This is a genomic window from Saccharopolyspora shandongensis, from assembly GCF_900106995.1.
GTDB lineage: Bacteria > Actinomycetota > Actinomycetes > Mycobacteriales > Pseudonocardiaceae > Saccharopolyspora > Saccharopolyspora shandongensis.
Genome location: NZ_FNOK01000061.1, coordinates 1 through 17,328 on the forward strand (window position 1 = coordinate 1; position 17,328 = coordinate 17,328).

Below are 17,328 nucleotides of genomic sequence, written 5' to 3' on the forward strand. Positions count from 1 at the left end.
ACGCGGCATTCCGTCGTGATCCAGCGCTAGGTCCAGCAGCGCGGCGAAGCCGTCTGCGTTCCGCTGCCCCACAGTCCGGGGATCTTTCTCCCCGTCGATCTCGGGGCGAGGCGCAGCAAGGGGTTGCATGAGTGCGGCGAACTTCGCCCCGGTTTCGCGGTCCAGCTTGGCTTTGATGACAGTCATACCGTCCCGGGTGGTGCCGTAGTACAACTCCCGCGCTTCGTGCTGGGCTTCCTCATTGCGGTAGGCGCCGTCCTGATCGAGAAGGTAACGAATGCGTTCGGCGAGTTTCTCCAGCTCCCTCGGCGACATCGTCCGCGCATACCCGGCGAGAGTCGCCTCAACCTCGGCGACCTGGTGACAGCGGGCGTACTCGGGCAAACGCCGGATTCCGTTGACGATGACACGCGCATGCTCCAGCCCGATCGCACCCTCAGACAAAGCGGCGGCAGTGTCGGGCATGTCGGGCGGCATCGTCTCGCCATACAAACTCCGCCGGTCCTCAACGCTACGGGCCACTGTCACGCGGGTTTTCGCGTCACGCGGATCGATGTTGAGCAGCCCCTGCAGCCAGACCTGCAACGATCGGGCGGTGGTGTCGGTGTGGATGGCGCGGTGGTCGGCTTCGGCGATGCACTGCAACTGTTCCCACAGCAGCACCCGCATCTCCTTCTCCAACCCCCGAATACGGGCCGCGAGTTCGGCGTCGGTGCATGACACCACCGACCACGGACCAGCAAGGTCCCCGGTCGAGTCTTGGGTGTTCAGTAGCGGTGGCATGCCACAATTGTCCCGCACTCGAACTTGTGTTCGCACTGTTTTTATGGTCGCTTGATCAGGTGAAACACCCCACCCAAGACTGCAAATACCGTCCCATGCCAGGGAAAAGGGTCACGACACGCCGAAGGCGACCCCATCCACCACCAAACCCAGCACCACCATCGACCACGCGCACGGCACCCGACGACCAGAGGTCAATTCCCAACGAAATCGCGCCCTCACCACGCGACCCGACCCCGCCAACGGATCAACCCGAAACGGAACCCCCACCAGCCCCAGCCAACCCGAAAACCTCACCCGGCGACGAAAGCCGCGAACGAGCCATCCCACTCCGGGCCATCCCCGCGATACAAAGCCGAACCGGGGCTGCGCTCCGGATGTCAAGCCTGAAACCCCGAAGGGGCGGCCGCAAGGCCGGGCTTGACCTCCGGAACGCAGCCCCCACAATCCACCAATCGCGGGGATGGCCCCAAAGGCACGCCGAACCTCCAAAGGCCCCAACCCCAACCAAAACCCCAAACCCACCCCACCACCACCAAACCCCCGTACGATCCGAACCACCCCCACCCAGCAAAGGACGCCCAAAGATGGCGATCGATCCAGCGGTGATCGGCAAGCCCCTCCCGGAGATCAGGACGGAAATAGAGCCGGGCCGCCTCCAACAGTTCGCCACAGCGATAGGCGAAACGAACCCCATCTACACCAACCGGTCGGCGGCCCGAGAAGCCGGACACCCAGACCTCCCGGTACCGCCGACGTTCCTCTTCGGCCTAACCCTGCAAGGGTCGGATTCCTTCGGCTTCATCGCCGATCTCGGCATAGATCTGCGCCACGTCCTCCACGGCGAGCAGGGCTTCACCTACCACTCCACAGCCCACGCCGGCGACACCCTGGTACTGCGCCCGGTGATCACCGACGTCTACGCCAAGAAGAACGGCCAACTGGAGTTCGTGGTCCGCGAGACCGCGGTGACCCGAGACGACGGCAGCGCCGTGGCGGACCTCAAGGAGGTCCTGATCGTCCGCCACCCGCAGGACTGATCAGAGCACCCCGGCCATCCGATGCTGCCGGGCGTCCGGTTCCAGGACGAAGTCGTAACCAGCGATGCGTCCCGGCCGCACCGCGACCCGGTCCACCGCCGGTCGCATGCCCGACGCGGAGACGACCACCGTGACGTACTGCCGAGGCAGGTCGTGCACCTCGTACTCGCCCGAGTTCGAGGTCACCAGGTGCGCCAGCTGGCCGCCGGTCGGGTCGGTGACGGTCACGATGGCGCCGGGCACCGGCTCGCCGCCGGCGGCCCGCACGGTGCCGGCCAGGGTGTGGTGGTGCTTGGGCCGGGGCGCCTCGATCGCCGGGTCGACCACGACTTCGCTGTCGTCCTCGTGTTCGTAGGTGCCCGCAGTGGTCACCGCTTCCGGATCCGCGGCCTTCTTCCGCTTCATGCGCAGCTGGTTGAACACCACCAGCAGGACGCCCAGCGCGCACCAGGCGACCAGGCCGAGGACGGCGGGCAGGGCTCCCGCGCCGTTGAAGTACAGGACGCCGCGCATCGAGTCCACGGCCTGCCCGAGCGGCAGGAACCGGTGCAGCGCCTGGAAGAACACCGGCACCAGTTCCTTCGGGATGGCGCCGCTGCTGGAGGGCATGCTCAGCAGCACGAACAGCCCCATGGCCACGCCGGGGATGAACTGCTTCACGAACGGCACGAGCCCGAACGTCGTCCACGCGACCGCCTGGGTGAGCAGGAAGCCGATCAGCATCAGGACAGGCTCGTTGTAGATCACGTCCATCGACAGCGCGGCGAAGTAGCACACCACGGAGGCGAACGCGCCGACCCCGGCCAGCGCCAGCAGCTTCTGCCGGGTGGTCAGCGCGGCGCGCAGCAGCATCATCACCGTGATGTAGGGCGGGATGTTCATCGCCAGCAGGATGTAGAAGAGGCCGGTGCCCATGACGTCGCCGGGCGCGGCCGCGGCGAGGTCGACGAGCGCCAAGTGGTGGCCGCCTGCCGTGGCGATCGGGGTGAACACCTGCTGCAGCACCATCATCAGCGCCGAGCCGTTGGCCTTCGCGTAGAACAGCTGCCCGTCGGCGGGGTCGTAGGCGGCGACGGCCTGGCGCTGCAGGATCGCGTCGCGCGCGCCCTGCTCGTCGGGTACCGCGGTGACATCGATGCCGCCGGGCATCGCCTGGGCGAAGGCGGCGTCGAGGTGCTGCGCCGCCTGGTCGCCGACGATCGCCACCGGCATGTTGTGCGGCGCCGGGGCGTGGAAGGGCAGCAGGTAGCACACCATGAATCCGACGATGAAGAACATCGGGAACCACAGCGCCGATGCCAGGGTGCGCACCAGTGAGCTCGGCTGTGCCTCGGTCAAGAAGCCTCCTCACGACGGGACGGGGGTGCGGCGCTGCACTGGTTCGGATCGCCCGGCTGGGAGCGAGAACTACCCCATTGACGGTTAGCGACACTAACTTATTTCTGCAGTCTGTGCAAAAATGCACGGGTGCAACATCGGTTTGTCGGAGATGCCGGAAACCGGGCACTAGGCTGAGACGGCCGCCCCGACGAGAGAAACGGACGCCCCCGATGGCCAGGACGACGGCCGCGAGCAGCGCGGATGCCGAGCAGGCGTGCGGGCTGCGCGAACGCAAGAAGCGGGCGACCCGGCAGGCCTTGCAGCAGGCTGCCGTCCGGCTGTTCCTGGACCGCGACATGGACGCGGTCACCGTCGAGGACATCTGCGCTCGCGCCGAGGTCTCGCCGCGCACCTTCTTCAACTACTTCACCGCGAAGGAAGAAGTGCTGGTGCCCTGGGATCCGGAGAGCGTCGCGAGCACCGCGCGCCGAATCCTGGCCCAGCCCGCCGAGCGCTCGCCGCTGCGGGTGGCGCACGTCGCGCTCGGCGAGGCGATCGACGCCGCGATGGCCGCGCCCATCTGGCGCGACCAGGCGCGGCTGCTGCGCGACCACCCCGAGGCGCTGCGCCGGATCGTGCTCGCCTCGCGCGCCCTGGAGGCCGCGCTCGCCGACGGCCTCGCGCAGCGGCTCGGCCGGGACCGCGCGGACCGGTACGTTCGGCTGCTGGCGGCCACCGCGATCACGGCGATGCGCAGCTCGATCCAGTCCTGGCACGAGGCCGACCCGGACACCGACCTGCACGACTTCCTGGACGAGGCCTTCGACCTGCTGGGCCGCGGCCTGCCACCCGGCTGACCGGTCCCCCGACGCCCGATCGAAAGGACCGCGATGGCCGACGAACTCGCCTCCCTCCCGCAGCAACCGGACGACGCGCGCCGACGGATAGCGGCCCGCCTGGCCCGATTCCGCGCCAGGCGAATCCCGCTGCAGGGCCGCCGGGCCGCAGCGGTCGCCATCACGCTGGCCAGCGACGGCGGCGAGCTGGGCGTCTGGCTGACCCGCCGGGCCGCGACGCTGCGCGCGCACGCCGGCCAGTTCGCGCTGCCCGGCGGGCGGCTCGATCCCGGCGAGGACGCACAGCAGGCCGCGCTGCGCGAACTGAGCGAGGAGCTCGGCGTGGCCGCGCGGGAGCAGGACGTGCTCGGGCGGCTCGACGACTACGCGACGCGCTCCGGTTATGTCATTTCGCCGATCGTGTTGTGGATCGGCGCCGCGCCGGAGCTGTCGCCGAACCCGGACGAGGTCGCACGGGTCGACCTGGTGACGCTGTCTGAGCTGGACGTCGCGCCCCGGTTCGTGGCCATCGCTGAGTCCGACCGGCCGGTCATCCAGCTGCCGCTGCTGGACACCCTCGTGCACGCCCCCACGGCGGCGGTCCTGCACCAGTTCCGCGAGGTCGTGCTGCACGGCCGGGACACCCGCGTCGCCGACCTGGAGCAACCGGTCTTCGCCTGGCGCTGACCCGCTTCCGCGCCCTGCGGGCGTAGCCTGGATCGCGGAGGGATTGCCGGGAGAAACGATGCGACGCGGGCGCATGCGCACGCTGTTCGCAGCGGCGCTGATCCTGCTCGCGGTGTTCGGCACGGCCGCCTGCGGCCTGTTCTCGACGCCGCGCGCCGGGTCCCCTGCGCCGCCGGAACAGCAGCCCGCCACCAGCGGCACCGCCCCGCCGTCCGCCGGGATCCCGTCGCCGGGCCCGCCGGTGCTCGCGGTGAAGATCGACAACGTGGCTGATGCCCGGCCACCGGTCGGCATCGGCGCCGCCGACGTGATCTACGTCGAGCCGGTCGAGGGCGGCTACAGCCGCCTGCTGGCGATCTTCGCCTCGCACCAGCCGCCGACGATCGGGCCGGTGCGCAGCGCGCGGGAGACCGACGCCGTGCTGCTCCCCCAGTTCGGCCACCCGACGCTCGCGTACTCCGGTGCGGCTCCCGAACTGCTGCCGCTCATCGCGGCGGCCCCGGTGACCGACGCCTCCGATGGGCACCAGCCTGCCGCCTACAGCCGCGACGAGTCGCGCACCGCCCCGCACAACCTGTTCCTCGACCCGGCGAAGCTGCCGCCCGGCGCGCCCTGGCCGGGCCAGAACCGGATAGTCGCAGGGCCGACCCCCGGCGGCGGCACGCCGACGGACCACTACGAGGTCACCTTCCCCGCCGCCACCGTCGGCTTCCAGTGGTCCGCCGCGGAGCACCGGTGGCTGGCCTCGATGGACGGGGCGCCGTTCGCGTCGGTCGACGGCGGGCGGCTCGGCCCGCCGACGGTGGTGATCGAGCGGGTCAAGGTCCGCGAGTCGGCGATCCGCGACGCCGCGGGCAACCCGTCCCCGATCGCCGAAACGGTCGGCAGCGGCGCGGTCTCGGTGCTCCGCGACGGGCGGTCGTTCGAGGGCACCTGGTCCCGACCCGCCCCCGATGCCGCGGCCACCTACACCGGCCCGTCGGGTGAGCCGCTGCTGCCCGCGCCCGGCCAGGTATGGATCGTGCTGACGCCGTGAGCGGGATGGAACCGATCCGGCTCTTCCTGTGCGGCGACGTGATGCCAGGTCGCGGCGTCGACCAGATCCTGCCGCACCCCGGCGATCCGGGCCTGCACGAGGCGTACCTGCACGACGCGCGCAGCTACGTCGCGGCGGCCGAGGCGCGCAACGGCCCGATCAACAGCCCGGTCGGCTTCGCATGGCCCTGGGGCGGCGCGCTGAGCGCACTCGACGTCGCCGCGCCCGACGTGCGGGTGATCAACCTGGAATCCAGCATCACCCGCAACGACGAGTTCGCCCTGGACAAGGGCGTGCACTACCGGATGAACCCGGCGAACGTGGGCTGCCTGACCGCCGGGCATCCGGACGTCTGCAGCCTCGCCAACAACCACGTCCTGGACTTCGGCCGCCGGGGGCTCGACGACACGCTCGACGCGTTGTCCCGGGCGGGCCTGCGCTGGGTGGGCGCCGGGCACGATGCCGTGGAGGCGCACCGGCCGGCGGTGGTCGGCACGCCGCGCGGCCGGGTCGTGGTCTTCGGCTACGGCGCCGCGTCCAGCGGTATCCCGGCGAGCTGGGCGGCGACCGCGAAGCGGTCCGGCGTCAACTTCCTGCCGGACCTCTCCGACCGCCGCGCGGCCGAGATCGCCGGCGAGATCCGTGAGCGGACCCGGCCCGGCGACGTCGTGGTCGTCTCGCTGCACTGGGGCACCAACTGGCAGTACCGCGTCGGGGCCGACCAGGTCCGCTTCGCGCACCAGCTGATCGACGGCGGGGTGCACGTGGTGCACGGGCATTCCTCGCACCACCCGCGGCCGATCGAGATCTACCGCAACCGGCTCGTGCTCTACGGCTGCGGCGACTTCATCGACGACTACGAGGGCATCCCGGGCTACGAGCAGTACCGCGACGACCTGCGCCTGCTGTTCTTCGCGTCGCTGGACGCGGGCGGCGAACTCGTCGACCTGCGCATGCTCCCGATGCAGGCCAGGCAGATGCGCCTGCACCCCGCGTCGGCCGCCGACGCCGACTGGCTCCGCGCCACCCTGGCCCGGATCAGCGCCGCGTTCGGCACCGATGTGGTGCTGTCGAACGGGACGCTGCGCGCGCGGCGCCGGGCGTGAAGCGGCCGCCCGGGCGCGGCGCCGCCGCAGCGCTGCGGTACCGTCCCGCATTGTCCATATAGGACGACCCTGCGAAGGAGCAACCCCTGGCATGGCCCGCACCGACGCCCCGGCGCGCCGCAGGCGCCGGGTCATCCGGATGGAGCAGAGCGCTGCCCGGCAGCACCCGCCGCGCCGCCGCCGCGGCTACACCCTCCGGTTCGACATCGGCGGCGTCACGGGCCACCTGACCACCAACGCCTACCCGGACGGCAAGCTCGGCGAGGTGTGGGTGAGCGTTGACCAGCAGGGCAGCCCGCTCAGCGGCTTCCTGGACAGCCTGTTCGCCGCCGTCTCGCTGGGCCTGCAGCACGGCGTGCCGCTGGAGACCTACGTGGCGAAGTACGCCGGCGCGCAGTTCGATCCGCGCGGCCCGGTGTCCGATCCGGACATCGGCTTCGCCCACTCCCTCCCGGACTACGTCTTCCGCCGCCTGGCCCTGGACTACTTGGACGCCGCGACGTGCACCCGACTCGGCATCGCCGGTGGCCCGACCGAGGAGTAACCCGGGCAAACGAGTGGTGATCGTTGTGCGGTTCGGTTAGCCCTTTGTACCTTTCGTCTTGCTAACCGAATCTTGCTCGCTGCATGCCACGGCATTCAGGAGGTCGGATGTCCCCGCACGCACCGCTCCGGCGCCGCAGGTGGTTCTTCGGTTCGGCGGCGTTGGCCACGGCACTCGTAGCCGGGCTGACCGCGCAGACCTCGCCCGCGACCGCGCAGGGCGAACCCGGCGACCTTCGGTCCTGGGAGCGGGCGCTGCAGCGGGAGGTCGATGCCGACAGCGCGGCACGGATGAGCGAAGCGATGTCGACCTACCCCGGCCGGGTCGGCACCGAAGGCGCCGAGCGCCGGGCGAACTACTCGGTGGACCAGCTGACCGGGTGGGGCCTGAACGCGAGGCTGGAGAGCTACAGCGTCTACGCCTCGGTGCCTCAGCACATCGCGGTGACCATGACCGGCCCGCAGCGGCGGGAGCTGGAGGTGAAGGAACCTCCTTACCCGTGGCACGAGAACTTCGAGGACGTGGTCGTCGGCTACAACGCCTATTCGCCTGCCGGACAAGCCACTTCGGACGTCGTCTACGTCAACTACGGCCTGCCGGACGACTACGCGCGGCTCGCCGAGATGGGCGTCGACGTCCGGGGCAAGATCGTGCTGGCCCGCTACGGGCAGAGCTTCCGCGGGGTGAAGTCGAAGGTCGCCGAAGAGCACGGCGCCGCGGGCGTGATCCTGTACTCCGACCCCGCGGATGACGGCTTCACCCAGGGCGAGGTCTACCCGAACGGCCCGTGGCGCAACGCCGACGGCATCCAGCGCGGCAGCGTGCAGTACATCTTCCAGTACCCGGGCGACCCGCTCACGCCGGGACGGCCGTCCACACAGGACACGCCGCGCCTCGATCCGTCGGACGCGGAGAACATGACGAGCGTGCCGACCACGCCGATCTCCTACGGCCAGGCCCAGCACCTGCTGGCCGCGCTGCAAGGCCCGGAGGCGCCGGCGGAATGGCAGGGCGGCCTCGACCTGACCTACCGGGTGGGCCCCGGGCCGACCCGCGTCGACCTCGACCTGGACATCGACTACCGGCAGATCCCGGTCAACGACGTGATCGTCGAGATCCCCGGCTCGAAGCACCCGGAGCAGAAGGTGGTCCTGGGGGCGCACTACGACTCCTGGACCTACGGCACCAAGGACGACGTGTCGGGGTGGACGACGCTGATGGAAACGGCCCGGGCGCTGGCCGAACTGCGCGACCGCGGCTGGCAACCGGAGCGGACCATCGTGCTGGCCGGCTGGGACGGCGAGGAGTACGGGCTGCTCGGCGCGACCGAATGGGTCGAACAGCACCGCGCCGACCTGCTGGAGAACGCCCTGGTGTACCTGAACATGGACGGCGCGGGAGGCGGCAAGAACTTCTCCGCCGGCTCGGTTCCCGCGCTCGACGGCGTGCTGGCCGACATCGCCAAGGACGTCCGCGATCCCGAGCACGGCACGCTGTACCGGAACTGGCAGCAGGCATCGGGCGAGCAGAACCCGGTGCCGGAGCGACTGGGCAGCGGCTCGGACTACACGCCGTTCCTGGACCACCTCGGCATCGCCTCGGCCGAGTTCGGCACGTCGACGCCGAGCGGCGAGTACCACAGCGCCTACGACGACCTGCGCATGATGCGCGAGTTCCTCGACCCGGGTTACCGGTACCACGAGGCTTCCGCCGCGTACGCGGGCACATTCGCGTTGCGCATGGCCGGTTCGGACATCGCGCCGATGCGCTACTCCGACTACGCGACGGCGGTCGAGGGCCACCTGCGGGCTCTGGACGAGAAGCAGGCCGACGGCCGGGTCGTCGACCTCTCCCCCGCCTACGCCGCGGCGCGGGAATGGCACGCGGCGGCCAAACGACTGGAGGGTGAAGCTCGCGGCGAGCGCGCCGACGCCATCAACGACGCGCTGATCGCCCAGGAACGCGCATTGACCCAGCAGGAAGGTCTGCCGGGCCGGGACTGGTACAAGCACATGGTCTACGCGCCGGGCCTGTACACCGGTTACGCGGTCCAGCCGCTGTCGGCGATCGACGACGCGATCATCGGCGCGGACCCGGCGACGGCCGAGAAGTACCGCGACCTGCTGGTGGATTCACTGCACAAGGCCACCGAAGCGGCCCGAGGAGCCGTGGCGTAGCGGTTCGACCCGGCGGCCCACCTTCCCAAGGGGAGGCGGGCCGCCGGCGATCGATCCACGAAGGACATCCGCGCCGGGCACTAGCTGTTGCGCAACGAGGTCGACTCCCCTCCTTCCGCGGTGAGGGCTCGTAGCGCTGTCGGTGATTTCCGGGCGCGCGGGTCCCCCGCATCCGCGAAGTAGTCGGCGGGAACCGTCTCGTCCCGCCCGCCGGGCGCCTTGACCACCCTGAACACGAGGGTCAGCACGACGGCGACGACGGCGTTGATGACGAAGGCGGTGAGGGCGATGTAGCCCAGCTCGCCGAGGCCTTCGATCGACGCGACGGACCCAGCGAAATGCGGCGTGGTCGGCGTCGATACGTTGTACGCCTTGATGGTGCCGTAGGCCATGCCCACCCCCCAGCCGATGAGCAGCGCCCACCGGTGGAACCAGCGGGTGTAGAGGCTGAACACGACGGCCGGGAAGGTCTGGAGGATCCAGATCCCGCCCAGGAGCTGGAAGTTGATCGCGTTCTGCTTGTCGAGCAGCAGCACGAAGACCAACGCGAACGCCTTGACCAGCAGCGAGGCGATTTTGGACACGCGCGCCTCCTGCTCGGCGGTGACGTTGGGCCGGAACCACTCCCGGTAGATGTTGCGGGTGAACGTGTTCGCCGCCGCGATCGACATGATCGCCGCAGGCACCAGCGCTCCGATGGCCACCGCTGCGAACGCGACACCCGCGAACCAGGCCGGGAAGGCGTCCTCGAACAACTGCGGGATGACCAGTTGGGCGTTGGGCTTGCCGTCGAGCCCGACCGGTTTGGTCCCGGCGGCGATGGCCACCCAGCCGAGCAGCGCGAGCAAGCCGAGGACGAAGGAGTACGCGGGCAGGATCGCCGCGTTGCGCCGGATCGTGTTGCGGCTGTTCGCGGACAGCGTCGCCGTGATCGAATGCGGATACATGAACAGCGCCATCGCCGACCCCAGCGCGAGCGTCGCGTACGGCCAGAACTGCGCTGCGCCCGGGATGAAAACGCCAGCGGGCTTGCCGGTCGCCGCAGCTGGCGCGGCCATCTTCGCCTCCGCGGAACCGAAGATGTGCTCCCAGCCGCCGAACCTGGCCGGCAGGTAGATCACCGCGACGATGATGACGACGTAGATCAGGACGTCCTTCACGAACGCGATCACCGCCGGGGCCCGCAGACCCGACGTGTAGGTGTACAGCGCGAGGATGAGGAACGCCGCGAACAGCGGGGCGTCCTTGGCCAGCCAGTTCCCGGACCCGCCGACACCGACGACTTCGAGCACGGCCTGGATGCCCACCAGTTGCAGCGCGATGTAAGGCATCGTGGCGATGAAGCCCGTCGCGGCGATAGCGAGCGAAAGTGCCCGCGAACCGTGCCGGCCGCGGACGAAGTCCGCCGGCGTGACGTAGCCGTGCCGATGGCTCACCGACCAGAGCCGTGCCATGAAGACGAAGATGATCGGGTACAGCACGATCGTGTAAGGCACGGCGAAGAAGCCGCTCACCGCACCCGCGCCGTACATCGCCGCCGGCACCGCGATGAACGTGTACGCCGTATAGAGGTCGCCGCCCAGCAGAAACCACGTCACCCAGGTGCCGAAGGACCGCCCGCCCAGCCCCCACTCGTCGAGACTGTCCATGCTCGCCGGACGCCGCCACCGCGACGCCCAGAAACCCAGCACCGCCACCACTGCGAACAACAGGACCAGCACCGCGAGTGCGATCCCGTTCAGACCCGGGTTCAACGCTCCACCTCCCCCTCGCCGGCCCCGGCACCGTCCTCAGAGATCGGACGGTGCGGGCGCGCCTTCAGCACGAGGCGGTACGCCGCGTACGTCATCGCCGAGCAGAGGAAGACCCACAGGAACTGGTACCAGATGAAGAACGGGAACCCACCGATCACCGGTTCCTTCCGCGCGTAGCTGCCGACCCAGAGCAGCCCCACCAACGGGAGCAACAGAAGAACTCCGGCCAGCACGAGAAGTTTGCGGTTCGCCGGCGGCGCGCCGGTCCTAGTGGTCTGGTCCACATTGACCTCCAGTCCTGGGAATTCGCTTCCGGACGATCTCGTCGATTGGCGCACAAGCGGAATCGGCCCACCGGTGGCGCCGTCACACCCACCTCGGGTGGTTGCCCAGCCCCCTTCCATGCCGGTGATCGCTGTGGTGGACTGTCGCCTGCTTCGTTCCGCGCTCTTTGGTTGCTCGCCCTTCAGTTGCGCAGTGCGCCGATTCGGTTTACCGGCCAGATCGCCTGCGACCACTGTCGATCAAGGAGGCCAGATGAACGGAACCACCACGGTCGTCGCCGTCGGCGTCGTGACCGCCGCCTCGACCTTGGCCATGCTGCGCCCCCGCACCGGCCCGCCCTCTTCGACCGCCACGGGGACAGATCTGGAGCAGTGGGCGCTTGCGGGACGCTCGCACGGCCCGCTGATGCTGTGGTGCGTTCTCGGCGGGACGATCTACACGGCTTACACGTTCCTCGCCGTGCCCGGGGTGGTCTTCAGCTCGGGTGGTATAGGCCTCTATGCGTTGGTGTACACGACGATCGTGTACCCGCTCGTGCTCGTCGTGCTGCCGCGGCTGGCGGAAACCGCTCGCCGGCACGGCTACGTCAGCGCCGTGGATTTCATCCGCGGTACCTACCGCTCCCCCGGCCTGGCGCTTGCGGTGGCTCTGACCGGGATCCTCGCGACGATGCCGTACATCGCCTTGCAGCTGATCGGGATCCAGGCGGTTCTCGCGGTCGTCGGCATCGATCCGGGTGGCCTCGTCGGCGATCTCGCCCTGACCGTCGTGTTCGCGGTGCTCGCCGCCTCGACGTACCGCCACGGGCTCAGCGCGCCGAGCGCCGTGGCCGTCCTCAAAGCCGCCCTCGTCGTCGGATCCGCGATCGTGCTGGTCCTGCTCGTGTCGGGCCGCACCGACTGGGCCGACCTGTGGCCGGCCGCGGAGTCGGCGCTGCGGTCCCGTGGCCTCGAAGCGACCCTGAACCCGGAGAACGCGATGGCCTACGGGAGCCTCGCACTCGGGTCGGCGCTTGCCCTGTTCGCCTTTCCGCACGTGCTCATGGTGACCTTCTCCGGGCGGACCAAACGCGTTGTGGCACAGACCATTCCGGCCTTGCTGGGCTGGACCTTGGTGCTCGGTGTCTTCGCGGTGATGGGAGCGGCGGCCATCGCCATCGGCGTCGCTCCTCCACCGGGCCGCGCCGACCAGGCTGTCGCATTGCTCATCCAGCAGGTGGCGCCACCGTGGCTCGCGGGCGGTCTCCTCGGATCCCTCGTCGTCGCCGCACTCGTCCCCGCCGCGGTGATGTCGATCGGCGCGGCAACGCTCTTCGCCCGCAACGTCTACGTCGAGTATCTCAACCCGGCCGCCACGAGCGAGCAGGAGGCCTGCGTTGCCCGGTCGATGTCGTTGCTGGTCAAGGTGGGCGCGCTCGCGTTCGCCCTAGGATTCCACAACACCAACGCGATACAGCTGCACCTCCTCGGCGCCGTCTGGGTGCTCCAGACGTTGCCCGCGCTGCTGCTCGGCCTGCTACCGGCCGCACCCGGCCGCACGGCGCTGCTCGCCGGGTGGCTCACGGGCATGCTCGGCGGAACGGCGATGGTGACCTGGGGTCATTTCGCACCGACGGTCACCGTCCACTTCGGAGATCTGCACCTGACGTTGTTCGCCGGTTTGCTTGCTCTCGCCGCCAATCTCGCGGTCGTCGGCGCCGTTCAGGCGGCGACCCGGTTGCTCGCCAAGGTGCCCGAGCAGAGAAGGGCGCTGATGTGACCGCCCGCAAGAGCGTTTCCGCCGACCTGCCCGGCTCCGGCACCGAGCCGGCGGTCGCGCCGCCCGCGCGTGACCCCGGCGTACCCGAACCACGCAACACCGGCCTGAACGACCTCGAGCGCGAGGCCGCGATGGCCGCGCTCTTCGATTCCCACCACACCCAGCTGCTCCGGCTGGCCCTGCTGCTCGGAGCCGAGCACGACGCCGAGGACCTGGTCTCCGAGGCGTTCTGCGAACTGCACCGCCGGTGGCGGCGGCTGCACTCACCCGAGTCCGCGCCGGCGTACCTGCGCTCGACCGTCTGCAACCTAGCCCGGATGCGGATCCGGCACCTGCAGGTGCGCCGCCGGCATGCCCAGTTCGAAGCCGACGGCTTCGGCGAGCGGACGATGGAATCCGCCGAGTCGTCGGTGCTCCTCCGGGAGGACCAGCGCCAGGTCATCGCCGCGCTCCAGACCCTCTCCGGGCGGCAGCGGGAGGCTCTGGTGCTGCGGTACTGGATGGGGTTGAAGGAGTCCGACATCGCCGAGTCGATGGGGATCAGCGTCGGCGCCGTCAAGTCGCACATCTTCCGTGGCATGTCGGCGCTGGCTATGCGGATCGAGGGTGGGAGGCGGTGATGCTGGAGGACGCCGAGGCCCGCGTGCGGGACTCGCTCGAGGCACTCGCGGCCCAGGCCACCTCGTCCCCGAACGCCTACGTGAAGGCGAAGCGCGAGTGGCAGCGGCGCGACCGCCGTCGGCGCCTGATCACGCTGGCGATCGCCGCGGTCCTGGTGGCGGCCGCCGACGTCGTCGGGCTCTGGGCGCTGCACGTTCACGACAGCCCGCCCCCGGCTCCGTACGTCCCAGGGCCGCCGGGCCTTTCGACTCGGGATCTGCACGACGTCGTCATCGTGCCCTGACAGTCCGATGTGGGAGGGCGACCTCGCGGTATCCCTCCCACATCGGGTGCGGCAGCCCGGTCAGCGAACCGCGATGGCGGAGATCTCCAACTTCGCACCGCGGGACAGCTGCGCCACCTCGACGGTCGCGCGGACCGGCGACCGCTGCGCGAAGAACTCGGCGTAGGTGGCGTTGAAGGCGGCGAAGTCGTCGAGGTCGGTCAGGTAGACCGTGGTGCTGACGACGTCGCCGAGAGACATGTCCGCGGCTTCGAGAACCGCCTCCAGGTTCCGGAGGACCTGCCGGGTCTGGTCCTGAATCGTCGCTCCTTCGGGGATCTGGTTCGTCTTCGGGTCGAGGGGCAGTTGCCCGGACAGGTAGACGTGGTTGCCGACGGCGATCCCCTGCGAGTACGGGCCGATCGCCGCGGGCGCATCGGGAGAGGTGATCACCCGGTGCGCGTTCCCGCTCTCGTCGCCCGCGCTGGCGGGCATCGTCTGGGAACCGATCCCGAGGCCGATGACCCCGGCCATGGCGGCGATCACGGCCGGGCGGGTGAGCCGGCGGAGCCGGTTGCGCGCTGGGGACGATTGTTGGCGTCGCATCGGAACCTCTCTTCTCGCATCCGGTTGATTCCGGCGGAACAGCAGGGGTTTGGGCGCGGGGGATCCCCCGCACCCCTGGCGGATCGGGTCAGGCCATTGCGCCGGACAGCTTCCACATCGCGTCCACGACGCGTTCGACGTCGTCGTTCTGGTGGAAGAGGTGCGTGGAGATCCGCACCGGGTACGGGTGGCGCGTCATGCCGATCACCGGGAAGTCGGTGTTGCGGATGACGATTCCGTACTGCTCCTTTAGCCGGGCCACGAACGCTCCGGACTTGTCCTTGTCGTACACGTCCTGCGAGTTCCGGAAAGGGTTGAAGCAGGTGAGCGCGCACGCCAGGCGGGGATCGTCCTTCGGCGAGTACAGCGCCTGCGCGCCCCACCGCTCGGCGACGAGTTCCTTGAGATAACCGGAAAGCCCGAGCACGTAGTCCTGGATGCGCTGCCGGCCGACGCGGTCCCACACCTCGCACGCGTTGCGCACCCCGGCCATGATCGCCATGCTGCCGTTGCCGATCGACTGCAGGTACTCGGCGATGTCGTAGCTCTCCACCGGCCCGCTCGACCGCGGCGGCAGCCCCCCGGCCTCGGGGTAGCTGCTGGAAACCACCGGCCAGAACTCGGGCAACGGGTTCGGGTTGTACTGCGGCAGCACCTTGTTTCGGATGTACAGCACGCCGGTGCCGCCCGGCCCGCACTGCCACTTCGCCGCCGATCCGGCGAGGAAGTCCACGCCGAGTTCGTGGAAGTCGTACGCCATCATCCCCGGGATGTGCGCGCCGTCCACAACGGTCGTCAATCCGTGCAACTGCGCGAGCTTGGCGAGCATCGGGATCGGCAGCATGGTGCCGGTCTTGTAGGTCGGCGCGGAGAAGAGCAGCACTTTCGTCTTGGCGGTGATGACCTTTCCGAACAGCGCCACGTAGTCCTCGGCGCGCTGATCGTTGCCGACGGGGAGTTCGACGCGCTTGAGCACCACGCCGTGCCGGTCGCGGGCGATTGCCATCGGCACGTTCCCGCCGGGATGCTCGTGGTTGGTGGTCAGGATCTCGTCTCCCGCCCGAAGGCCCAGCCCTGCGATGATCTTGGACATCCCGTCGCTGGTGTTGTGCGAGATCACCAGCTCATCGGGATCGCAGCCGTACCCGCGCGCGGCGACGGCGCGCACGTCGGCGAAGTCGCTGTACGCCGACAACGCGCCGATCGCGACCTCCCGATGCACCCGGTCGACGGTGTCGACGACCTCGATGGGCGGCGAGCCGACGGTTCCCACGTTCATGAACAGGACCTTCTTGTCGAGCATGAACAGGCGCTCGACCTCGCGCCAGTAGTTGCCGTCCGACGGCGGTGGTAATGCCGCCGCCAGCGGAGCGGCCGGCGCGGCGCCGACCGGGGATGCCAGTGCCACCCCGGAAAGGCCGGCCAATGCGGCACCGGTTCCGGCGAAGCGGAGAAAACCTCGCCGGGAGAGATCCGGCGCGAGCTTGCTGTCTCTTCTCGACACTGCCGTGTCCCTTCTTGCCGTTCGCCCTGGTGGTTACGCCCCATCGGTTGCCGATCAGAACGTTGCGGTTTACGCCTTTCCTGCCGGAAAAGGGATTTCGCGGCTCTGATCCGGTTCAGCGGGGACCGGCCGTAAACCGGCGGCGACGTCAGGGCAACATGGCTGCGGAGGGGTCTGCGGACCGTCGCGTTCCTCGGGCGAGGAGCCCGGCGTGGCATTGCAATCGACAGCGGCGCGGCGATCGGGGGATTCGGCGTCCTCCTCGGTTAGGGTGACCCTTTTCCGGCTTCGTGGAAGGGACCCGCAGCGATGCCCAAGTTCACCTGGCACACCAGCGCCGTGCCCGAGGGCCTGCCGGTGCGGCAGGTGTACGGGTTCCTCTTCGTCCCGGACGGCCGGTTGCTCATCCGCCTCGACGGCAGCAAGCACTCGCTGCCCGGCGGCCGCCCGGAGCCCGGCGAGGTCGAGTACGTCGACATCCTGCGGCGGGAGACCATGGAAGAGGTCACCGTCGACATCGGCGAGCCGCACTACCTCGGGTACCAGTGCGTGGACGACGGCATCTCGCCGTACGCGCAGGTGCGGATGGCCGCGCTGATCACCACCGTGCACCCGCCGGAGCCGGACCCGGACAGCGGCCGGACCTACCGGCGGCTGCTGGTCCACCCGGGCAAGGCCGGCGACCTCCTCTCCTGGGGCGAGACCGGCTACCTCCAGGCGACCGCCGCCGCCGAAGCAGCGGTCGACGTCTTCGCCCTGCCCGGCGACGACCTGCCGGAGACCGGCTACCTCTGACGTGACCGCGCCCTGAGCGCGCAGCCGCCCCAGGCCGCCTTGGCGGCACTCGCAGCCTCGGAACTCCCGGTCGGCTGATCTCTTCTCGACACCAGGTCCCCGCATGCCCGCGAATGGCCCCGGAGCTGGCGAAACCGGTTGTTCTTCCCTTGACCTGGTTCTGCGCGCTGCCGTAGTGTTCGCAGAAAGCACAGACGTTCACTATGCGCACAGC

General features: G+C 69.7%; 17 protein-coding genes. 11 read left to right on the plus strand and 6 right to left on the minus strand.

Features of this window, described 5'->3' with window-relative positions:
* The coding region (locus tag BLW84_RS38585) for a DUF222 domain-containing protein (RefSeq protein ID WP_143061257.1) at positions 1-783 on the minus strand (783 nt) is incomplete at its 3' end.
* 587 nt (positions 784-1,370) lie between these two features.
* Between BLW84_RS38585 and BLW84_RS38590 the strand changes: the two genes are divergently transcribed.
* Entirely contained in the window at positions 1,371-1,823 is a 453-nt protein-coding gene (locus tag BLW84_RS38590; RefSeq protein WP_093276206.1) for a MaoC family dehydratase N-terminal domain-containing protein, read from the plus strand.
* On the opposite strand, the gene BLW84_RS38595 is transcribed toward BLW84_RS38590, so the two are convergent.
* Positions 1,824-3,161, minus strand: coding sequence for a carboxypeptidase regulatory-like domain-containing protein (locus BLW84_RS38595; RefSeq protein WP_218157637.1), 1,338 nt, complete (start codon positions 3,159-3,161; stop codon positions 1,824-1,826).
* 212 nt (positions 3,162-3,373) lie between these two features.
* On the opposite strand from BLW84_RS38595, the gene BLW84_RS38600 reads away from it, so the two are divergent.
* The 6 genes from BLW84_RS38600 to BLW84_RS38625 all read left to right on the plus strand — a co-directional run bounded on the left by BLW84_RS38600 (position 3,374) and on the right by BLW84_RS38625 (position 9,529).
* A complete protein-coding gene (locus BLW84_RS38600) occupies positions 3,374-4,000 on the plus strand; it encodes a TetR/AcrR family transcriptional regulator (RefSeq protein WP_093276208.1) in 627 nt (208 codons plus the stop codon).
* Positions 4,001-4,033: 33 nt separating this feature from the next.
* On the plus strand, positions 4,034-4,666 hold the full coding sequence (locus BLW84_RS38605) for an NUDIX hydrolase (protein ID WP_093276210.1): 633 nt from the start codon (positions 4,034-4,036) through the stop codon (positions 4,664-4,666).
* Positions 4,667-4,724: 58 nt separating this feature from the next.
* Positions 4,725-5,702 (plus strand): DUF3048 domain-containing protein, encoded by a 978-nt coding sequence (locus BLW84_RS38610; RefSeq protein WP_093276212.1) that lies wholly within the window; start codon positions 4,725-4,727, stop codon positions 5,700-5,702.
* A gap of 5 nt (positions 5,703-5,707) precedes the next feature.
* The gene (locus tag BLW84_RS38615; RefSeq protein ID WP_093276214.1) at positions 5,708-6,808 is read left to right on the plus strand and encodes a CapA family protein; all 1,101 of its coding nucleotides are present in this window, start codon (positions 5,708-5,710) and stop codon (positions 6,806-6,808) included.
* Between the two features lie 91 nt (positions 6,809-6,899).
* A complete protein-coding gene (locus BLW84_RS38620) occupies positions 6,900-7,352 on the plus strand; it encodes a TSCPD domain-containing protein (protein ID WP_093276216.1) in 453 nt (150 codons plus the stop codon).
* Positions 7,353-7,459: 107 nt separating this feature from the next.
* A complete protein-coding gene (locus BLW84_RS38625; RefSeq protein ID WP_093276218.1) occupies positions 7,460-9,529 on the plus strand; it encodes a M28 family peptidase in 2,070 nt (689 codons plus the stop codon).
* Between the two features lie 80 nt (positions 9,530-9,609).
* On the opposite strand, the gene mctP is transcribed toward BLW84_RS38625, so the two are convergent.
* Together mctP and BLW84_RS38635 are read right to left on the minus strand one after the other, a co-directional pair.
* Positions 9,610-11,283, minus strand: a complete 1,674-nt coding sequence (gene mctP / locus BLW84_RS38630) for a monocarboxylate uptake permease MctP (RefSeq protein ID WP_093276220.1) — start codon at positions 11,281-11,283, stop codon at positions 9,610-9,612.
* Positions 11,280-11,567 carry a DUF3311 domain-containing protein gene (locus BLW84_RS38635; RefSeq protein WP_218157638.1) on the minus strand — a complete coding sequence of 96 codons (288 nt, stop codon included), beginning with the start codon at positions 11,565-11,567 and terminating at the stop codon, positions 11,280-11,282. The genes mctP and BLW84_RS38635 overlap by 4 nt, the downstream gene beginning before the upstream one ends.
* Positions 11,568-11,820: 253 nt before the next feature.
* Here BLW84_RS38635 and BLW84_RS38640 point away from each other — a divergent pair, with 253 nt between their 5' ends.
* Genes BLW84_RS38640 through BLW84_RS38650 form a run of 3 tightly spaced genes read left to right on the plus strand, consistent with a single transcriptional unit; the run spans position 11,821 to position 14,230 of the window.
* Positions 11,821-13,326 carry a sodium:solute symporter family protein gene (locus BLW84_RS38640; protein WP_177226930.1) on the plus strand — a complete coding sequence of 502 codons (1,506 nt, stop codon included), beginning with the start codon at positions 11,821-11,823 and terminating at the stop codon, positions 13,324-13,326.
* Complete coding sequence (locus BLW84_RS38645) at positions 13,323-13,946, plus strand: RNA polymerase sigma factor (protein WP_218157639.1); 624 nt, start codon at positions 13,323-13,325, stop codon at positions 13,944-13,946. The genes BLW84_RS38640 and BLW84_RS38645 overlap by 4 nt, the downstream gene beginning before the upstream one ends.
* Positions 13,946-14,230, plus strand: coding sequence for a hypothetical protein (locus tag BLW84_RS38650; protein ID WP_177226931.1), 285 nt, complete (start codon positions 13,946-13,948; stop codon positions 14,228-14,230). Before BLW84_RS38645 ends, BLW84_RS38650 begins: the two co-directional genes overlap by 1 nt.
* Before the next feature lie 60 nt (positions 14,231-14,290).
* Here the strand turns inward: BLW84_RS38650 and BLW84_RS38655 are convergent, their stop codons facing one another.
* Together BLW84_RS38655 and BLW84_RS38660 are read right to left on the minus strand one after the other, a co-directional pair.
* Positions 14,291-14,815 (minus strand): RidA family protein, encoded by a 525-nt coding sequence (locus tag BLW84_RS38655; protein WP_425441815.1) that lies wholly within the window; start codon positions 14,813-14,815, stop codon positions 14,291-14,293.
* Positions 14,816-14,903: 88 nt separating this feature from the next.
* Positions 14,904-16,319 carry an aminotransferase class V-fold PLP-dependent enzyme gene (locus BLW84_RS38660; RefSeq protein WP_143061258.1) on the minus strand — a complete coding sequence of 472 codons (1,416 nt, stop codon included), beginning with the start codon at positions 16,317-16,319 and terminating at the stop codon, positions 14,904-14,906.
* A 309-nt stretch (positions 16,320-16,628) separates the two neighbouring features.
* Here BLW84_RS38660 and BLW84_RS38665 point away from each other — a divergent pair, with 309 nt between their 5' ends.
* Complete coding sequence (locus BLW84_RS38665; RefSeq protein ID WP_093276229.1) at positions 16,629-17,114, plus strand: NUDIX domain-containing protein; 486 nt, start codon at positions 16,629-16,631, stop codon at positions 17,112-17,114.
* Positions 17,115-17,328: the final 214 nt, after the last annotated feature.